The 18,799-nt window shown below is 50.1% G+C and carries 16 protein-coding genes, 2 tRNA genes and 1 pseudogene; 10 read left to right on the forward strand and 9 right to left on the reverse strand.

The window, feature by feature from the left end:
- The 3 genes from GJ688_RS06290 to GJ688_RS06300 all read left to right on the forward strand — a co-directional run bounded on the left by GJ688_RS06290 (position 1) and on the right by GJ688_RS06300 (position 3,281).
- Positions 1-1,008 carry a M14 family metallopeptidase gene (locus GJ688_RS06290; protein WP_155475702.1) on the forward strand — a complete coding sequence of 336 codons (1,008 nt, stop codon included), beginning with the start codon at positions 1-3 and terminating at the stop codon, positions 1,006-1,008.
- Positions 1,001-1,984 carry a M14 family metallopeptidase gene (locus tag GJ688_RS06295; RefSeq protein WP_170291731.1) on the forward strand — a complete coding sequence of 328 codons (984 nt, stop codon included), beginning with the start codon at positions 1,001-1,003 and terminating at the stop codon, positions 1,982-1,984. The genes GJ688_RS06290 and GJ688_RS06295 overlap by 8 nt, the downstream gene beginning before the upstream one ends.
- Before the next feature lie 130 nt (positions 1,985-2,114).
- Positions 2,115-3,281: a THUMP domain-containing class I SAM-dependent RNA methyltransferase gene (locus GJ688_RS06300; RefSeq protein WP_155475809.1), complete on the forward strand. Its 1,167-nt coding sequence runs from the start codon at positions 2,115-2,117 to the stop codon at positions 3,279-3,281.
- An 86-nt stretch (positions 3,282-3,367) separates the two neighbouring features.
- Here the strand turns inward: GJ688_RS06300 and GJ688_RS06305 are convergent, their stop codons facing one another.
- Together GJ688_RS06305 and GJ688_RS20265 are read right to left on the reverse strand one after the other, a co-directional pair.
- Positions 3,368-5,302, reverse strand: a complete 1,935-nt coding sequence (locus GJ688_RS06305) for an SLC13 family permease (RefSeq protein WP_155475704.1) — start codon at positions 5,300-5,302, stop codon at positions 3,368-3,370.
- Between the two features lie 186 nt (positions 5,303-5,488).
- The gene (locus GJ688_RS20265; protein WP_170291732.1) at positions 5,489-5,647 is read right to left on the reverse strand and encodes a hypothetical protein; all 159 of its coding nucleotides are present in this window, start codon (positions 5,645-5,647) and stop codon (positions 5,489-5,491) included.
- A 183-nt stretch (positions 5,648-5,830) separates the two neighbouring features.
- On the opposite strand from GJ688_RS20265, the gene GJ688_RS20270 reads away from it, so the two are divergent.
- From GJ688_RS20270 to GJ688_RS06320, 4 genes are all read left to right on the forward strand, one after another.
- On the forward strand, positions 5,831-6,007 hold the full coding sequence (locus GJ688_RS20270; protein ID WP_170291733.1) for a hypothetical protein: 177 nt from the start codon (positions 5,831-5,833) through the stop codon (positions 6,005-6,007).
- A 66-nt stretch (positions 6,008-6,073) separates the two neighbouring features.
- Positions 6,074-8,233 (forward strand): Tex family protein, encoded by a 2,160-nt coding sequence (locus GJ688_RS06310; protein WP_155475705.1) that lies wholly within the window; start codon positions 6,074-6,076, stop codon positions 8,231-8,233.
- Positions 8,234-8,740: 507 nt separating this feature from the next.
- Complete coding sequence (locus GJ688_RS06315; protein WP_155475706.1) at positions 8,741-9,106, forward strand: methylglyoxal synthase; 366 nt, start codon at positions 8,741-8,743, stop codon at positions 9,104-9,106.
- Between the two features lie 180 nt (positions 9,107-9,286).
- On the forward strand, positions 9,287-10,102 hold the full coding sequence (locus tag GJ688_RS06320) for a methyl-accepting chemotaxis protein (RefSeq protein ID WP_155475707.1): 816 nt from the start codon (positions 9,287-9,289) through the stop codon (positions 10,100-10,102).
- A 69-nt stretch (positions 10,103-10,171) separates the two neighbouring features.
- On the opposite strand, the gene sfsA is transcribed toward GJ688_RS06320, so the two are convergent.
- Positions 10,172-11,326: a DNA/RNA nuclease SfsA gene (sfsA, locus tag GJ688_RS06325; RefSeq protein WP_155475708.1), complete on the reverse strand. Its 1,155-nt coding sequence runs from the start codon at positions 11,324-11,326 to the stop codon at positions 10,172-10,174.
- Positions 11,327-11,557: 231 nt separating this feature from the next.
- Here sfsA and GJ688_RS06330 point away from each other — a divergent pair.
- A pseudogene (locus GJ688_RS06330) lies at positions 11,558-11,680 on the forward strand (methylglyoxal synthase); the annotation flags it as partial.
- Positions 11,681-11,942: 262 nt separating this feature from the next.
- On the opposite strand, the gene GJ688_RS06335 reads toward GJ688_RS06330, so the two are convergent.
- From GJ688_RS06335 to GJ688_RS06350, 4 genes are all read right to left on the reverse strand, one after another.
- Positions 11,943-12,281 (reverse strand): hypothetical protein, encoded by a 339-nt coding sequence (locus GJ688_RS06335; RefSeq protein ID WP_155475709.1) that lies wholly within the window; start codon positions 12,279-12,281, stop codon positions 11,943-11,945.
- A gap of 209 nt (positions 12,282-12,490) precedes the next feature.
- Entirely contained in the window at positions 12,491-13,345 is an 855-nt protein-coding gene (locus tag GJ688_RS06340) for an ATP-binding protein (protein WP_155475710.1), read from the reverse strand.
- Between the two features lie 873 nt (positions 13,346-14,218).
- Positions 14,219-14,304 (reverse strand) — tRNA-Tyr (locus tag GJ688_RS06345).
- 1 nt (position 14,305) lies between these two features.
- Positions 14,306-14,382 (reverse strand) — tRNA-Pro (locus GJ688_RS06350).
- Positions 14,383-14,518: 136 nt separating this feature from the next.
- On the opposite strand from GJ688_RS06350, the gene GJ688_RS06355 reads away from it, so the two are divergent.
- On the forward strand, positions 14,519-14,716 hold the full coding sequence (locus GJ688_RS06355) for a hypothetical protein (protein WP_155475711.1): 198 nt from the start codon (positions 14,519-14,521) through the stop codon (positions 14,714-14,716).
- A 650-nt stretch (positions 14,717-15,366) separates the two neighbouring features.
- A complete protein-coding gene (locus GJ688_RS06360; protein WP_170291734.1) occupies positions 15,367-17,028 on the forward strand; it encodes a sigma-54-dependent transcriptional regulator in 1,662 nt (553 codons plus the stop codon).
- On the opposite strand, the gene GJ688_RS06365 is transcribed toward GJ688_RS06360, so the two are convergent.
- The gene (locus GJ688_RS06365) at positions 17,025-17,576 is read right to left on the reverse strand and encodes an isoprenylcysteine carboxyl methyltransferase family protein (protein WP_155475713.1); all 552 of its coding nucleotides are present in this window, start codon (positions 17,574-17,576) and stop codon (positions 17,025-17,027) included. The two genes, GJ688_RS06360 and GJ688_RS06365, sit on opposite strands and share 4 nt — an antisense overlap.
- Positions 17,577-17,601: 25 nt before the next feature.
- On the reverse strand, positions 17,602-18,681 hold the full coding sequence (locus tag GJ688_RS06370; protein WP_155475714.1) for a type III polyketide synthase: 1,080 nt from the start codon (positions 18,679-18,681) through the stop codon (positions 17,602-17,604).
- Positions 18,682-18,799: the final 118 nt, after the last annotated feature.

An 18,799-nucleotide genomic window follows, 5' to 3' on the forward strand; every position in this document is an offset into this window, starting at 1 on the left:
ATGGAACAGAAAATCCTGACGATCCATATGCCTGCCTATGATCAGTTTAGCATTCGAAAAAACGTGCTCCGCCCTGCCAAAAGCAATCCCACGGCCCGAGCGGCAATTGTGAGCGGAATTCACGGCGACGAGTTAGAAGGACTGTATACGTGCTATCTCATGAACCGATTTTTGCAAGAATTACGCGAGAAATACCCAGAACGGTTTCGGGGGCAAGTCGATATCTATCCATCGGTGAATTCTCTGGGATTAGGCAGTTTGACTCGTTCTTGGCCTTTTTTCAATGTTGACTTAAACCGCCAATTTCCCGGAAACCGGGAAGGCCATGTGCCTCTACAAGCGGCCTATGCGCTGCTTGAAGATCTAAAAGGTGCCGACTTGGTAGTGGACATCCATGCTAGCAACAGCTTTCTGCTGGAGATGCCCCAGATTCGTATGCAGGAGAGCTATGCCCCTTGTCTGCTGCCGCTGGCGGAAAAGGCCAATGTCGATATCATCTGGCTCCATGGGACTTCTACGGTGCTAGAGACGACATTAGCCACTAATTTAAATGAGTGCAATATTCCCACGTTGGTTGTGGAAATGGGCATCGGACAGCGACTCATGCCGATTTACTCAGAGCGACTCATGAAGGGGCTGATTCGCTTGCTGCAGGATTTAGACATCTTGCGCTTGTCGGAAGAGGAACTACCCTTCGTCTGCCAGCCTCGACGGATGTATGACAATGAGGTTTGGTACTTCAATGCGGAAGCATCGGGTTTGTTTGTCGCTGAACCAAGTGTCTTTGGCGAGTGGGTCAATGAAGGTGATGTGATCGGCCGGATCGTCGATCCCCTAAAAGGGAACGACTTACAAGTCATCACCAGCCCACGCCAAGGGTTGCTCTTTACCTTAAGAGAGCATCCAGTCGTCTATGAAGGCTCCCTGGTGGCCCGCTTGGTATTGCCGCCGAAACCGATGCCTATGCCGATGGAATCTGGTAGAGAGGACGGTGGTTGTCATGCTTGAGCCCATTTTGGAACTGAATATCCCTTTTCGGGAACCGATGGTTCTATATAAAAATGAATTTCGAGGCAGCGGGGATGGCCCGATCATCTCCTTAGTTGCGGGGATGCACGGTGATGAAATCAGCGCTACATACTTATTGACCCGGCTCGCTGCTTTTTTAGAGCGCGTCGTTCGGGGCATGGAACCTCATTTTAACCTTCGGGGGACGGTCCGATTGATCCCCATCGTCAATGTACCAGGCATTAACTTTGCCAGCCGCAACTGGCCCTTCGATGGGACCGACATCAACCGCATGTTTCCAGGCTACAATCTCGGTGAGACGACGCAGCGTATCGCCGACGGTGTTTTCCAAGGGACCCGTGATTCTCACTATGCCTTTGATGTACATGGTTCCAATGAGCAGTTTTATGAGATTCCTCATGTACGGGTTTTTTCCCAAAACGAAAAAGATATGGAATTGGCCCCCTATCTGCGTTGCCGATATGTGCTGAAAAGAGAACTGACGCCGCTGTACAAAACGCAGCTATCGTACCATTGGAAGGAATCCGGCATTTCAACGAGCATTCTCATGCTTGGCGTGGCTCGTCAAATCGATGATGTGATCGTGAACCATATGTACGAGGGACTCATCGATTACATGTTGGCTACAGAAATCTTGGAAGGACCGCCGCCCGCTCCGCCTCTCGAAATCCCCACCTTCGGACGGAAGAACACTCATCTGGTCCTGTCCCAGGCGGCAGGTATCTTTCGACCCTTCGTCCAAGCGGGAGCAATGCTGCGTAAAGGAGAGCCGATGGGACAAATCTTGAACATCTTAACCGGTCAGTTGGAAGAGGAGGTCCGGGCTCCCGCATCGGGATTACTGGCCAGTTTGCGGATGTATCCACTGGTCTACGAAAAGGAACTCCTGGCTCGAGTCTTCACGACCATGGATAACCCCTTGTCTACATCGGATGTCTGGTACCAGGAACAATAAAGGGGCTAGCCCTCGGGCGGCCTCTTTTCCTATTTCAGCACATCCTAAAGAGGTAAAATCCACTCCTGCGATTTTTGCTGGATAAACTTGTGTTATACTACAGTCATATGATGGAATGCAGGTGAATGATTTGGCACAAATTGAACTCATCGCGACGACCGCCTTTGGGTTAGAGGCGGTCGTCGCCCGTGAACTGCGCAACTTGGGCTATGAAGAATTGACCGTTGAGGATGGAAAAATCACCTTCACTGCCGATGAATCGGCCATCTGCCGGTGCAATCTCTGGCTGCGCTCGGCAGACCGGGTACTGATCAAGGTTGGCGCATTCCCAGCGACGACCTTTGAAGAACTATTTCAAGGGGTAAAAGCTCTTCCTTGGCCCGATTGGCTCCCGGAGGACGCCAACTTTCCTGTAGAAGGCAAGTCGGTCCGTTCCAAGCTGTTCAGCGTCTCCGACTGCCAAGCGATCACCAAAAAAGCGATCGTGGAGAAGATGAAACAAGCGTATCACCGCTCTTGGTTTGACGAGAAGGGTCCCCGGTACACGATCGAAGTGGCCTTGCTGAAAGATATGGCTACGTTGACCATCGACACGAGCGGCGCCGGTCTTCATAAACGAGGATACCGCCAACTGGTGGGACAAGCCCCGTTAAAAGAGACCTTGGCGGCGGCCATGATCCAATTAAGTCCGTGGCGCCATGACCGAGTGCTCGTCGACCCTTTCTGCGGTTCCGGCACCATTCCGATTGAAGCGGCCTTGATCGGTTTGAACCTGGCACCGGGGTTACTGCGTGAATTCGCCGCGGAAAAATGGGGCAACATCCCGGAGAAGCGCTGGAAAGAAGCCCGCGATGAAGCCCAGAGCTTGGCCCAGCGGGACCGGGAACTGCGCATCAGCGGTACCGATATCGACGAGAAGGTGCTCAGCTTAGCTCGTTATCACGCTCGCCAAGCTGGTGTAGAAGGGAAAATTCATCTACAGCGCCAGCCGATGGCTGAGCTCCGCTCCCGCTACAAATACGGCTTTATCATCTGCAATCCTCCCTATGGGGAGCGACTGGGCGAAGAAGATGAAGTGAAAAAGCTGTACCGGGAAATGGGTCAAGTCTTTGGCGCTTTAGATACATGGTCTTATCTGGTTCTGACCGCCTATCCCCAGTTTGAACGCTTTTTTGGCCGCCGGGCCGATAAAAAGCGCAAGCTCTATAACGGGCGCATCCAGTGCAACTACTATCAGTTTTACGGACCTCGCCCGCCGAAGCGGGAAGAAGGGACCGATAATAGGGTGGATGAATAAACCGAAATCGTCATCCAATGTTTTCGTAGAAAAGACGAAAGAGTGGATCTGTTCTGTGACAGATCCACTCTTCTTTATCTCCCGCTTTAATAAATCAGTCCGACCATCTCCCAGTATGGAACGGACAGACCGACAGATAGCAAGCAAATGATACAGTAGAGAAAAGCCAGATTTCGCGTTTGACGATGTTCGAACAATTTTTCTCCGGTTCCCGTTTCATCTAACATCGTCAAGTACATGATGTTTTGATGCGGCAAAAACCAAGGATTGCTAGACAATAGCAAAACAAGACCTACGACAAAAGGACTTACGTGCATGGTGTCACAAAGGGGCATGATGGTCAGCATACCGACCAGCAGTGCAGGCGTGATCGGGAGGATGAAGCGCAGCAGCATGATGTAAATGACTAGGGCCAGCAAAAAGGTTAATTGGTTGCCCATGAACATTTCTAAGAGCGGTTGTAGGTAATGGGATAAGGCCCCCGTTAACCCACTATCTTTCATGGCGTTGCCAAATCCGAGCATGGAACCGAAGGTGATGAGAAAACCCCAATCAATATCGGAGCGAATCGTCTTGTCCGTAAGCACGGAACAGCTATAAAGAATGAGGAAACTCGCTAAAGCAACCCAGGCACCATCGACATGATGCGATGATTGGGTTAGAAATCCGAGAAGAGACAGACTGATCGCCAGAAAAGAGACTTTTTCTTCCCGGGTCATAGGTCCTAACACTTTCAGTTGAGCAGCAACGATATCGGGTTTGAACTGAAGATTCTCCTTGTGCGGATATAGAAAAAGAATAGATAGGAAAGATAAAATGAGAAAGGAGATCCCCATCGGTGCAGCATCGATAAACCAGGTCCCGTATGAAATAGACTGAGCCACTTCTCGGGGGAGAAGACCGAGGATCAGGTAGCAGACAGCGGCTCCGTTCATAAACAAAAATGACATGTGACCAAAGCCGAGGAGACAACTCATCGTCAACCCAGTGGAGCCATTGCTGCAGTTCGGGAGACGCAACGTCTCTGTCAATGAAGCGACCATCGGTGCGATGAGGGATGTTCGTCCATTGGATGAAGGGATTACCGGTGTGAGCAATGTGCCGGCTATCGCCCACGCCAAGGTCTGTCCCACATAGTTCGGAGGGAAGCGTAAGACCACGTGCAATGCCAATCGGTATAGCAGTCCCGTTCGGAAAACTCCTGCTGTCAAGGCCGATACACCGAGGATGAGGAACCAAGACGTATTGGAAAAGCCGGCAAAAGCGACGGCAGGTGTCGTCGCCTTTAAAAGTACCGCCGCTAAGGGCAGAGCAAGGGCGATCGCATGGGGCGAGAAAAGGTTAAAAGACCAGAAGACCGTCGATGCCCAAATGATCTCTAACAGGGCGATATGGGACGATCTCATCCCGATGGAGTTTAACCAAAAAAATAGAAGGCTCCCTAGAATAAGGGTGAACAAAACTATGAGCAGGGGTTTTTTGCTATTGATAAGTTCGAACCAAATGGAACCACCGGCATCTAGGGGATAATCAGGAACCGCCGATAGGTGCCTTAGGTGCAGCGGATGGTTCTCTTCCGCATTATCTGCTGGAGGGCTATCATGACCGGAGCGGATCGCCAATCGTTGCGATAACAGTTTGGCCAAAGCGATGGAGAGGCTCTGATGCTTTTTTAGCAGTTCGTCAAAACGTTCTTTCGACAAACGGGCGAGACGGCATGGGGTCAGTGATTTCGCCGTCGCTGTTCGATAAACTTCGGAAAGTAAAGACTGCTCTCCAAAACAATCTTTAGGTCCATACTGGGCAAGAATCAACGGTTTCTCACCCTTTACCCGTTCACGATAAACAGTGATCAAACCTTCCTTGATTATGTATAAGGCATCCCCAGGATCACCTTCATAGAAAATCACCTGTCCTGCGGGGATATGAACTTCTTCAAATTCAGGGAGTAACTTGGCCCGATTGACGCGGTCTAAGTCTGAAAAGATGGAGATGTCTAACAAGCGCAAATCGTCGTCCAAACAGAGGGTCACCTCCGGTGCGATTCAGCAGGTTCTGAGCAGGATATATTTTTCCATAATCACCTTATAACTCTTAGGTCCAAATGTCAATCTATAACATTTATTCCAACGAAAAAGCCTTAGAATGATATTTAAAAAGCAGCAGCCCCGGCCGATGCCGAGGCTGTAATGCGATACTTGGATGATTTATTCTTCTGTGTTGTCGGCGTGGGGAACGAAGGCTTTACTGCGTTTTTTTGGTGCCTTCACGCCAGGAGCCACCTCACCGGGTTTACCGAGGCGGTCCCACAGCTCTTTCAATTCCTCAGGAGACAAAACATAGGAACGCACTTCTGTACCGTTCATCCCTGTACCGCCTTTCATGAGTCAAATTCGATAGATAAGCCATTTTAACGCGAAATAGGTTAGAAGTAAACAGGGAATTAGAGGGAGACACTTTTTGAGAGGATTTCAGCAGGCCCTTGGGATGATATAATAACAAAGATCAGGTACTATAGCTGAACGTTTTAAAGAGAAAGGAAATCACCGATGAGTGAGAACAGCAACGACAAAAATATGGATCTGATGCGTAAGATCATTGAACAGAAAAAAGCGAAAAGCGCCAGCCAGGGACATAAAAAAGGAGCTAAAGATGGACAAAGCGGACCCGTTTTTGCCCGTCCCGGCGTAAAGACCCGTAAACAGGGTGGCCTCTTTGATAAATAGGGGTGCCAGGGCGACCCTTGAGGGTATGCCGACCCTCAAGGTATTCAGCGATAAAGGAGAGGTACCTTGTTTTCTGAGATTATTGCCAAGGAACTGGGATTAAAGCAGTCTAACACGGCCAAAGCGATTGAATTGCTCGATGAGGGAAATACGATTCCCTTTATCGCCCGATACCGCAAAGAAGCCACTGGAGAAATGGATGAAAACCAGCTTCGTGAACTGGCTGACCGGCTTACGTACTTAAGAAACTTAACCCAGCGTAAGGAAGAAGTACAACGAACCATCGAAGAGCAAGGCAAGTGGTCTGCTGAATTAGCTTCTGCCCTGAATAAAGCGAAGACGCTAGCTGAGGTAGAAGATATCTATCTGCCCTACCGGCCTAAGCGTAAAACTCGCGCCAGCCAGGCTAGGGAGCGGGGGCTGGAGCCGCTGGCTCGGATCATCCGCGCTCAGGAGATCCGCCAAGGAACACCCGAAGAAGTCGCCGCATCTTACGTCAACCCGGAAAAAGAAGTGCCCGACGCAAAGGCGGCACTGCAAGGTGCCTTGGACATCATCGCCGAAGAGGTGGCTGAAGAGGCCGACATCCGCCGCTGGATCCGGGAATTCACCTTCCGAAAAGGCGTGCTGCAATCAAAAGCTGCCGACGGTTCTGTTTCAACAGCTTATGATATGTATTACGATTATCATGAGCCCGTCGCAAAAATCCCGCCGCACCGTGTCCTGGCGATCAACCGAGGTGAGCGGGAAAAGGTCTTAAAGGTGAAAATCGAGGTGGAAGGGGAGGCGGTGAGCCGCTTTCTGGAAAACCGGATCCTCAGCCGCCCATCCATCTTCTCAGGCCTCCTCAAAGATACGCTGCAAGACAGTTACAAACGCCTCTTGGCCCCAGCCATGGAGCGGGAATTGCGCAGCGAAATGACGGAAAAAGCGGAAGAGCAGGCCATGAAGGTCTTTCAGGCCAACCTGAAGAACCTGCTCATGCAGCCGCCCATCGGCCGTAGCCGTGTCCTCAGCATCGATCCGGGCTTTCGAACGGGTTGCAAATGGGCGGCCCTCTCAGAGACAGGCAGCCTAGCGGAAGTCGGCGTCATCTATCCCCATGAACCACAGAAAAAGTGGGACGATGCCAAGCGGAGCATTCGGGATGTGGTGAAAAAGTATGGCATCGAACTTATCGCCATCGGCAATGGTACGGCCAGCCGGGAGACAGAAGCGCTGGTGGCGGAGACGATCCGGGACATGGAATTGCCGGTCCAGTTTATCATCGTCAGCGAAGCCGGGGCATCGGTATACTCGGCATCTCCCTTAGCGGGCGAAGAGTTTCCTCAGTTTGACCTCTCCTTGCGCAGCGCCGTTTCCATCGGCCGCCGATTGCAAGATCCCCTAGCGGAACTGGTGAAGATCGAGCCGAAAGCACTTGGTGTAGGCCAGTATCAACACGATATGAACCAAAAGCGACTGGAAGAAACATTGGGAGCTGTCGTTGAATCCTGTGTCAATACAGTCGGCGTGGACCTGAATACAGCTTCACCATCGCTCCTGCGCTATGTAGCCGGCGTCTCGCCTCAAGTGGCCAAGAACATCGTCGCCTACCGGGAGGAAAAGGGAGCTTTCCGCAAACGAGCGGAATTGAAGAAAGTCAGCCGCCTAGGGCCGCAAGCCTTCCAACAGTGCGCTGGTTTCGTCCGTATCCCTGACGGGGACAATCCCTTGGAAAACACACCGGTTCACCCTGAGTCCTATGATGGTGCGGTCACACTACTGAAAGCCTTAGGCTTTGTCCCTGCTGACATCAAAGGGCCTCGACACAGTGAACTGAAGGCTGCCTTGAGCAAAGTCGATACGGCAACGATGTCCCAAGTGACGGGATTGGGAATTCCTACGTTGAAGGATATCATCGAGGCTCTGATGAAACCGGGACGCGACCCTCGAGAAGACCTGCCCAAACCGCGTTTTTCTTCGGACATCTTGTCTATTGAAAACCTAAAAGAAGGCATGATCCTCCAGGGGACGGTACGCAACGTCGTCGATTTTGGCGCCTTTGTCGATATCGGCGTCAAGCATGACGGCCTCGTGCACATCTCCCAGTTGGCCGACAAGTTCATCCGCCATCCCATGGAAGTGGTCGCTGTCGGTGATATTGTCACAGTCGCCGTCTTGTCTGTGGACCGCCAGCGGGAGCGGGTGGGACTGACGATGAAGGGTGTACCCCAGCAGGCATAGCCCGAATCGTTAGGTTACAACCTGTCCATAGATTAAAGGAGCAGAAGAGTCTAAACGAAATGCAACCGTTTGATAAGTAAAAGAGAAACTCCTTGATAGGAAGTCTCCTATGCAAGGAGTTTCTCTTTTCGATCTACCATTTCAGCGATGAGTCGGGATTCGGTGACTTCGGAATCCGTTTACAGACGTACGCCAGGACGATGACGCCGTCCAGACCATACGTTTCGGTGCAAAATTGTGTGTCATCAGGTGTGGTGGCGGTAATAGGGGGTCTTGAAGGAAACCGGCGAACGGGTGACTTGATCAGATATGCATTAAGATTACTATTTTTATGATAACAAGAGTTCCAACGGATTGTAAATACAATTACAATCCTTGTGTGGGAAAAATTTCTTTGTAGTGCGATGGGAAACAACCTACTATCGATAGTCCGGTTCCATATGCTAAACTAAACAAGAAAGAACCATAAGTTAAAATTAAAAGATGTTGAAATTGAAGGTGATATTCATGAAAACAGTCGCTCTTATCGCCCACGACAAGAAAAAGCAAGAAATGCTTGCCTTTGTCGAAGCTCACCTTGCGGTTTTAGCCCAATACAAGTTGATCGCGACCTCTACGACAGGGCGGTTGATTCGGGAGCATATGGGACTTGACGTTGAAACGATGTTATCGGGTCCCATGGGAGGTGACCAGCAAATCGGAGCGAAAATCGCTACCGGGGAAGTGGATATGGTGATTTTTTTGCGGGATCCCCTGACAGCCCAGCCTCACGAACCGGATATTACAGCCTTATTGCGAGTCTGCGATGTACATAATGTACCGGTCGCCACCAATGAACAGACAGCCCGCCTTTTATTTCTCAACTCGAACTAGGCAAAAAATCCGGAAGACCTAAAATAGCAGGTCTTCCGGATTTTCCACATAAAGGACTATGAAAAAAGACTATCTAAGCAACTCAAACAGGGTTCAGAAGTAAGAAGGATTATACAAAGTTTTGACTAATTATGTTTCATAAGTTGAATTAAGAACTGAGAAAGGAAAGAAGGAGACTTTATGTCGCATTTAGACAGCTTAATTATGTATGCCGAGTTATTTCAGAAATTAACTCCCTTGGACTGCTGTGTAATGGTTGCGGACACTGAGGGACGAATTGTTCGCTTTATTCAGGCACGTTCATTCTCTATGGACATTCACGAGGGGTCGATAGCTTCTTCTAAGGGCTCTGTTATAGAGTGCCTGCAAACGGGGCGAGAAATCCAAAAGGTGGTTCCGAAAGAAGTTTACGGAGTGACAGTCAAAGCGATTAGCGTTCCGATCATAGACGATAACCGAGTCGTCGGGGTCATCGCGACGGCCACCAGCTTGGTTGCGCAAGAAACGCTTCAAGCGGCTGCCCAAAATATCGCCGCTACGTCGGAGCAGATCACGGCGACCACGCAGGAAGTGGCTTCCGCAGCCAGTATGCTGGCCACCAACCTAGAAAATCTGCGCAAGTCCGGTGAAGGTGTCATTAAAGAGGTTGGAAAGACCGACGCCATCCTTAGCTTTGTCAGCGAAGTGGCCGCAAATTCAAACTTGCTCGGTCTCAACGCAGCGATTGAAGCTGCGCGGGCTGGAGAGCAAGGACGCGGTTTTGCCGTTGTAGCCGACGAAATTCGTAAGATGGCAGACAACAGTTCCAAATCAGTCAAGGATATCAGCGCCATACTAAAAAAGATTCAAGGAGAAGTCACCGGTATTGTCCGGACCCTTGGGGATACATCACAATTGGGAGAACGACAGGCGGCTGCGACTCAACAAATTTCGGCATCGATGCAACAACTGGCCGCTTCCGCAGAACATATTGAGAAGATTGCAGAAATCGTATAAGTTAAGTAATGGAAGAAAAGAGCACGCTTTGGGAGTGCTCTTTTCTTGTTTTTGGGGATAAGCCAACATTTATCTGAGTTTTTTTAAACGTTCCTCTACCCGGCCCATTCGAAACTGCTGCACTACTCCCATAAAAGTCCGGTCGTGGACTGGCGATGTTTCAAATCGAAACAGGTGGCTTGAACAGTTGCAGTCGGAACAACCAAAGCCATTGACTTCACCGGCGGCCACTTCTCGAAGAGCTTTCGCCAACTCATGTTCTAAGTCTTCCGTAGTTCGAAGGGCTAGAGCCTTACACTGGGCAGCTTTATCGCGAAGATAGTCGATGTGCCAATGAAAGTTTTTTCGTTTTCGTAAATGTCGTTCCACTCGCTGGCTCAAATTCTTGCGGGCGCTGCCCACGTAGACGTAATACCCCGGGGCCAAGGTGATCTCTCCCAACTTGCCCACCGTTAAACATAGCTCTTCAGTTAGGGTCAAGATGAGAAGATAACAGCCGCCGTCCTGGATTTCCCTGGTGAGAAAATCCCAAGGGATCTTTACGGCGCAGGTCTCATCGCCAAGGCGTAAGCCTTGCTCCCAGTTTACAGAGACAGCCTGCATCCATAACCGGTCTTTGACACTGAGAAAGGTGTGGGAAAAAGCGTAATCGGTATGGTAGTCTGGTAAAAACCAGCGGGCTCGGGGCCACTGTACGGCAAAGAGGACACCACAGTCGATCCCTTCAGTTTCCGCCAGCCGGGCCAATTCTTCCAAGTGATGGCGACCCCGCTCGGTGACGGCGTCAGGGAACATGGCCAAAGACCCTTCAAAAAGGGTACAGGACTTGACCTCGAGGTAAAAAGGCCTTCCCTGCCGCTGTAGCAAGAAATCGAAGCGATGCTTACCTGCTTTGACTTCAGGACGTACGACCTGGGCATCTTCCAGGCCGGGAATGCGTCGGTCCCGAAGGAGCAGGTGAACCATTTCGTTGGTTTTATGGGTGTGCAGCATGATTGGTTGGCCGTCACGTTCAACGCCGACGATGGTATAAGGAGTTTTTTGACCCTCGACATTTTCTATCAGATATAAGATGACGCCGGGAAAGAACAGTTCCCATAGTCGTCCAGGATTGGGCAAGTAAGCCCGGATCTCTTCTCCGTCGAGGAGACATTCTACGATAAAACGATTGGGCCGCCGGAGAAATTGGGCTGTAAGGACAGAGCCAAAAAAAGGTATAGACAACTAGAACTTCCTCCAATCAGTTTAGCTATTATTAAAAAGTACTTCCACGTAAACACAATAGATCAATGGTGAATGCTTGGGTACAAAGTCGGTCAAAGGCTGTTATTGACTTGTATACGGAGGAAATATATAGTTAATATGGAAGGTGTGACTCAAAATAGATCAAGGAGTAATTAATGAAAACAATTGTACTCATCGCCCATGACGTGAAGAAGCCAGAAATGCTTACATCCCCTAACAGCTCAACCTCATGAACCGGACATAACAGCGTTACTGCGGGTTTGTGATGTACATAATGTTCCCGTGGCCACTAATGAACGTACGGCCCATCTTTTATTGCTTAGTATAACCTAACTTTTATTTATCGGTTAGTACAAACAAAAATGATTATAATACATAACAGTAGAGACTTCACAGTTAATCAAAAGTAGATAGTTCCAATCCTGTTACGAAAAGAAGCTCCGGTTTCCCGTTGGGGATACCGGAGCTTCTAGATCATTTCAGGCTCTCTTGTTTTTTCGTCGTCAGTTTGCCGTCCTTAAAAGTGGCTTCAGCGGAAGTATTGTCGGAGTTTTTCTAAATAAATTGCTACATTCCCATGTCTACATTCCCAGCTTTACCGGTTTAGCACAATGGCACCAGCCACAAGCAGAGCGATGCCGAACAGGGTATTCCAGCTGGGGTACTGATGCAGCAGGAAAGCGCTGAAGATGACCAAACAGGTCATGTAGATACCGACTTGAGTACCGACGACGACGGCAAGGGAGCCGAAATTTTCCTGTCCTTTCGTAAAGGATACGTTCAAAAGGGTGTTCGCTATATAAACTACCGGCAAGATCATTAAGTTGTACTTTAGGGCAGGCCAAAGGGATGGTTCGATAAATTTGGCTTGGACGGTGACTGTTAGAGCGATGAGAAGACTCCCGGCAAGCAAACCGAGTAAAACTTGAATCATGAGAATAGCCTCCATCTAGATGATACGTGACCATACCCCTTGTTTTTCCGGCATGGGTTGTCGCACTAATGAGAAAACATTCTTTCTAAAAGTACAGTATAAGAATAAGACATTATGTCTAAATATATTCGCAAACCGACCTCGCTGTAGTCCGGCAGAAAGACAAAATAAGAACGACGAAGGCCTGGGGCTTTCGTCGTATCTTTTAATCATTTGTTGATGGCTTCCTTCTCTTTTGCGCTTGCTGCCGTTTCCATGACCACTTTTTCGATGATGACATCGACAGCTAATACGGAGATCCCCATGGAATCTTCCAGAATGTCATAAATCAAACGCTGCACTTTCTGACCGAGAAGATGTAAAGGCTGCCGGTAGTACCCATTGATCGGGATACGGACGATGACTCCTCCATCGCCCGATGAGACGGTGACAGTGCCTACCCCGGCGACCCCTTGAACAGCCAGAACTTGATGGTTGATACCGGAGATGAGGGCAGGTCCGGATATAGATAGGTTACCTAGCGAGGTGAAGGTAGGACGTACGACAGACTGCTCTGCCCAGGTCTTGCGTTCAGTCCCCTTTTTCTGAAAAAAGACTTTTAGCGGATTCACCAGGGCATCCTTCCAGGTCTTGGAGACTTCCAGAGCCGGTGCCGGGACCACATGGCGGCCATGCTGGGAGCGGTTAAAACGAGCTTTGCGAATTTCTTGGGTGGAAGCGATCTCATGAATGTAGATGATTTTTTCAATCGGAGGCAATTCGAGACGGGAAGCGATCCGCTCTACCATACTGTCGGAAGTACCGAGGATCAAAACACCATTTGGGGAGCGAAGGCGCAAAGCCTCTTGGGCGGCTGCTTTATGCTCAGGCTCTTGAAAGAGCGCAGTTTTGATGGCGCCCAGCCGGGTTGGCGATCGTTTCGCCGTCGTTCCAGCGAGGATTCGGTTGGCCTCGATAATCAGACCGTCATCGATAATAACTTGGCATTGCAGTTCGTCGGCCAGCCAGATGGCCCGGTGACTTTTGCCGGTGCCACTCGGTCCGACAAGAGCAAATATATGCATGACGTATACCTCAAACCAAACAAAATGATTATACACTTATTTTACCATGACGATCTTTATTTGCGCAGTGAATTCTTCAGGCGAAATTAATTATTTCCAAAAGAAGGAAATTAATTCCAAATGTCGAATACCATGGTAGATTCAGAGAGAAGGGAGGCGGTTCCGTTGGGCGAGTAAGCTTGGTGACTGCCCGCCGCGACCGTACCCTGATTGATCCACGGTTCCGTTGCAACAAGGAAATGACGTAATGTATCGACGGAACGATGCCGCTGGGCATTTTCCGAGTGAAAAGGGTATTCGTAACGGAGTGCGTCCTTAACCCGGGAATGGGGGGCCTCCATTACAAAAGAGTGCTCTTGTCTTGGAAACACGGCGTGAAAGGCAGTTCCCCGGAGGATTGGTTCTTAAAAGAGAACCGGTCGGTTTCCAGTCATCCGTCTCCTAGTGCCCATTTCGGTCCACTCCGGAACGGAATCCCGCCTGGCGGTGGGAAGGGAGTTGACAGGAATGAGAACCGAAGGCCATGGAGGGCAAATAGGTAACTTGGGGAGTAAAGTACGGTTCTGGGAAAAATAGACCGGCATGGAAGAGGTGAAACAAGGCCATTTCTTTTTGGGTGACCTATTTCCTACCACCATGATCGACAACCAAACCCGGCAAATCACGTTCCAGGAGAAGGAACCACGCCCGAAGGGGAAATGCCGGTATCGGACAACTGAATCCACGCGGTCGGCAGCCAGCGTGAACATTGTATAGGTGGAAAGGTCAGGACCGGAAGCAGGCACATCTGCTCCGGTCTTTATCATTTTAAAAGAGTCCCTATAAAGACAAAACCCGTGCCGTCTACACGGTACGGGCCTTACATTTACAAAATGGTGGAGGGGGTAGGATTCGAACCTACGAAGTCGTCAGACGGCAGATTTACAGTCTGCTCCCTTTGGCCGCTCGGGAACCCCTCCATGGTCGGAGCGACACGACTTGAACGTGCGGCCTCTACCACCCCAAGGTAGCGCTCTACCAAACTGAGCTACGCCCCGAAGACAAAGGTTAGTATAACCGATATATTTATCCCCCGTCAATAGAAAGTAATCATGTAATATCAGGAAGTGGGTCGCATATATTCCACTAGGCGGGAAAAGTAGACAGAAGGCTCAGTCTAAGGGGGCGAATGTCATGAGCGGGTTTATGTTGGAAACGATTTTGGCCGACAGGGAGATGCAAGAAGAAGTGAGCTTCTTACAACGACGAGTGGTAGAATTGGAGACTCGTGTAGGTACCTTAGAAAGTCAATTGGAGATCTTAGCCCGGCACATGGCACAGATCATGTATGAACAGTGTAACAATGACCAAGAAGACCCCACCATCACCTGAGGTGGCACCAGTGCATATGTACATACTTTTTGGGAGCCTTGTCCTCTCTGCCACCATCCTGATCATGTTGTGGGTACCCGTATTTATGTATAATCAGTCGATAGAGGAGTCCTTTTTTCTCGTCACGTATAAGTTAGGTAGCTTTTTGAGAGTATCTTTTCCAGAGCCGATAGGCACAGGATGGAGCCCATGGTTCCTCAGTGTTATCGTCTTCTTGCTTTTCATAGGTAGCGCCGTTGAGATAATTAGAGTGGTCTTTCGCAGATGGGAACGAAAAAAAGGAGCACCTCCAAAAGACACTCTGGTCATAGTCGAAGAGGAACTTCCAGATATTCAAGATAAAGGGATAGATTCAGACGAGGAAAGTCTGCCTTGTACAAGAGCAGATGATAGTTTCAATGTTCCCTTGGACGATTTGCATCGAACATTGCTTCATCGGATGTCGGTGATTCGCTGTATCACCCAGGTGATGGACGAAGAATTTGGGTTTCGATCCGATATGGCCCTGTACACCCGGATGATACGGGAACAAATCGATCAGCAGCAACAATTATTGCGGGAGGTGTCCTGGCGCGGTCGGGGGACTCCCGCATTGCCATTTACAGATGCTAGTGAAAGAACGGAGACGCCTACGGAGGAGTGGGAGACTCATGAAGGGCAACTTGATGGTGATCACGCCGGAAGATCATATGCGTTGGGTTTTGTCGCGCGGATTGAGCCGCCTCGGTTATTCCGTTCTACCAGCAGAGGGGGAAGAGGAAGCGGCGAGACAGTTGACTCAACATGAAGTTTCTTTGGCCGTCGTTGATATCGACGGCCCCGGAGCGGAAGGACTGCCTTTGCTACGAAGTCTGCAACAAGTGAAACCGCATCTGCCGCTCCTCGTGTTGACGGGAGACAGCTCTCCCCAGACAGCCTTGGCGGCTCTGCGCATGGGCGCTGTCGATTACCTGCAAAAACCTTTTGATTTGGACGAACTGCGCATCACTGTGGAAAAAGCCTTAGAATACGAGAGAGTCAACCGAGAAGTGGAGTTCCTTCGGCTAGAAACGGCCCTTCGACAGGGAGATTTCCACCTCATCGGCTCAAGTCCAGCCATGCGTTCCGTTCGGGAGATCGTCGCTCAGGTGGCTGATTCGAAGGCGACTGTTCTCGTACAGGGAGAATCGGGGGTCGGAAAGGAAGTGGTCGCTCGGGCACTGCACCATTTCAGCCGTCGTCGTGAAAAACCCTTTTTGCTTTTTCCTTGTGCTTCGATTCCTGAAACGATGATAGAGACGGAGTTGTTTGGCTGGGAGAAAGGTTCAGAAGAAGAGGGAGCAAGAGTGGGCCGGCTTGAACTGGCTCACGAAGGGACGATCTGTTTTCAGGATGTGACCCATTTATCGTTACAATTACAAAGGCGCATACTGCAAGTACTCGATGAGGGAGCTTTTTTACGAGTTGGCGGAATAAAACCTGTCGCCATCGATGTGCGTGTCATCGTTTCGAGCGGTGACGATCTTTGGCAAGCGGTTCTGGCAGGAAGGTTTCGGGAAGATCTCTACTACCGGCTAAAAGTCATCCCCATCAACCTTCCGCCTCTACGTCAGCGAAAAGAAGATATCCTTCCACTGGCCCGGCACTTTTTATCGCGCTACGATCCCCGCGGACGGTTTCAGGGATTTACCGCCGATGCACTGGCTTACCTCGAGGCCTATCACTGGCCGGGTAACGTTCGAGAACTGGCCAATCTTATCGAACGGGCAGTCATTCTGTGCCAGTGCGATTGGATATCCGTGAAAGAACTCGCCCTACCCTCGGAGATTATCCTTCAAGGAAAACAGAAGCCCGAGAAAGAGGACGAGCGACCGCTGAGGCTCCCTGTGGAGAACCGGAGGAGATCAGATACAAAAAAACAAATGAGAATGGAGCAGACGGAGGATACATTCCATGGTCCCAGTCGGGTTCGAAGGCCAGAGCGCGGTGCAAGGACAAGTCAAGCAAGAGGGGGAGAACGGGCGGAACCTTCAACTAAACTATGCTCAGATAAAGTGGTGGAACCTGCCTCTCTTGGGGAGAAAAGTCCCGTCAAGGATAGGAGCAGCCGGCTGGAAGTGTTTACGATCAACGGCGAAGGCTTTACCATAACGATTCGAGGTCAAGTTTATCTGGACAACTTGGAAAAAAGGGTCCTCGAAGAGGTACTGCAGGCTTTCGATGGGGATCAGAGTGAAACAGGCCGTTTTCTGGGCTTGACCCGATCGTCCTTAGCTGCTCGCTTACAGAAGCATCACATCACAACCTCTATGAAAAAAAAAGGAAAGATCTAATCGCTCTCCCCGGCAGGTATAAGCCGGGGTACATCATTCATGACAATACCGTAGTCGGTTGCTTCTGCTAAGGCTTTTTCTTCCGTCTGTACCCGTATCCGCAGCAAGAAGAGATTGATGAGAGAAACTATCACTGCAGTTCCATAAGCACCGAAGATTAAGGGAATGGCGAGCAACTCGATGATGACCACAAGGTAGTTGGGGTGCCTCAGAAAACGATAGGGTCCACGAACCACCACAGGAGCATCGGGTAGGATGATGATACGGGTGTTCCAAAAGCGGCCCAAACTGGAAATAGACCAGTACCGCAGGATCTGTGCCAGCGTAAAAGCAACGGCTGGGAAAAACCACCAGGTGGGAGGGGAGCTCCGACCGCCTTCCGCGATCAAGCTGACAAAAAAGAATCCGTGAAGGATGACGATATACTTGTAATGCTCTCGGCCTCGCTCATATCCGCCTTGTTGAAACATCCAGGCGGCGTTTTTTTGGGCAATCATCAGTTCTACCCATCGCTGTACCAAAAGGGTACCGGCAAACCATAGCAACATGCCGCCCGCCTCCTCAGGAGATCGCTCACCACTGCAATAGAACTAATTCGGAGGAAAAGCCGGGGCCCAAGGCTGTCATCAAACCATATTCCCCTTCGCTGACTTCGTCGGCGATTGTTTTTTCTAACACAAAAAGAACCGTTGCCGATGACATGTTGCCATAGTTGCGGAGAACTTCCCGGGCATGATAGGTCAGTTCGCTTTTAATGCCTAAGGATTCTTCATAGGCCTGAATGACTTTCATCCCGCCAGGATGAGGGATAAGGCGCGTGATGTCATTTCGTGTCAACTGTTGCGAGGCTAAAAAGCCGTCGACGGCATCGGGGATCCACTTTTGAACAAATGAGGGGATATCTCGAGAAAAGATGACTTTCAGTCCATCGTCGGTCAGTTCCCAACCCATGATATCGACCGTGTCCGGCCAAAGGGTGCTTTGTGAAGCGATCAGGCGGGGTACGCCGAACCCCGTTGCTCCTTGAGGGCGACGCAAAGAAGTATCTCCGTCGACCGTAAGCAAAAGAGCGGCCGCTCCGTCCCCAAAGAGGGATGTGGCGATGAGGTTGCTTTTCGATAAGTCGCCCCCTAAAAAGGTGAGACCGCATAATTCTACTGAAACGACCAAGACAAGACTGCCTGGATAGGCGCGAGCGAGTTCGGCACCCCTGGCTATACCGGCGGTGCCACCGGCGCAGCCTAAACCCCAAAGGGGAAGGCGGCGAATCGACGGTTTCATTTCCAAGATATTCGCGATGTGAGCGTCGATGGAGGGGGTCGATAGACCCGTTGTCGACACAAAAAGAATACAGTCGATGTCCTGGGGAGCGACATTCGCTTTTTGAAGGCACTTCTTGACTGCTTCTACGGAAAGAGAGAGGGCGTTCTCCACATAGAGACGGTTCTTTTCAGCGAAGCTGTGGCTAGTCTCATACCATTCCATGGGAACACAGAAGTGGCGAGTATCGATGTTGGCATGTTCGAAAACCGGTAAAAGTCGATCGATATCACGAAAGGCCGAAGCAAACCGCTTGCGTACAACCTGACGGACTTCATTCTGGCGAAAGACGTACTGGGGAACGGCGGTACCCACGGAAAGAATACGCGCCATGATTACCTCCTAAGCGTCTAAACGTTTCTATATGTAGTTTGCAGGTTATCCTTCGCAGCTATGGCTGGAAAAATAATAAAAGACCGGAGGTAAACACCTCTGGTCTTTTATACAAAAA

It is taken from the genome of Heliobacterium mobile, assembly GCF_009720735.1.
GTDB lineage: Bacteria > Bacillota > Desulfitobacteriia > Heliobacteriales > Heliobacteriaceae > Heliobacterium > Heliobacterium mobile.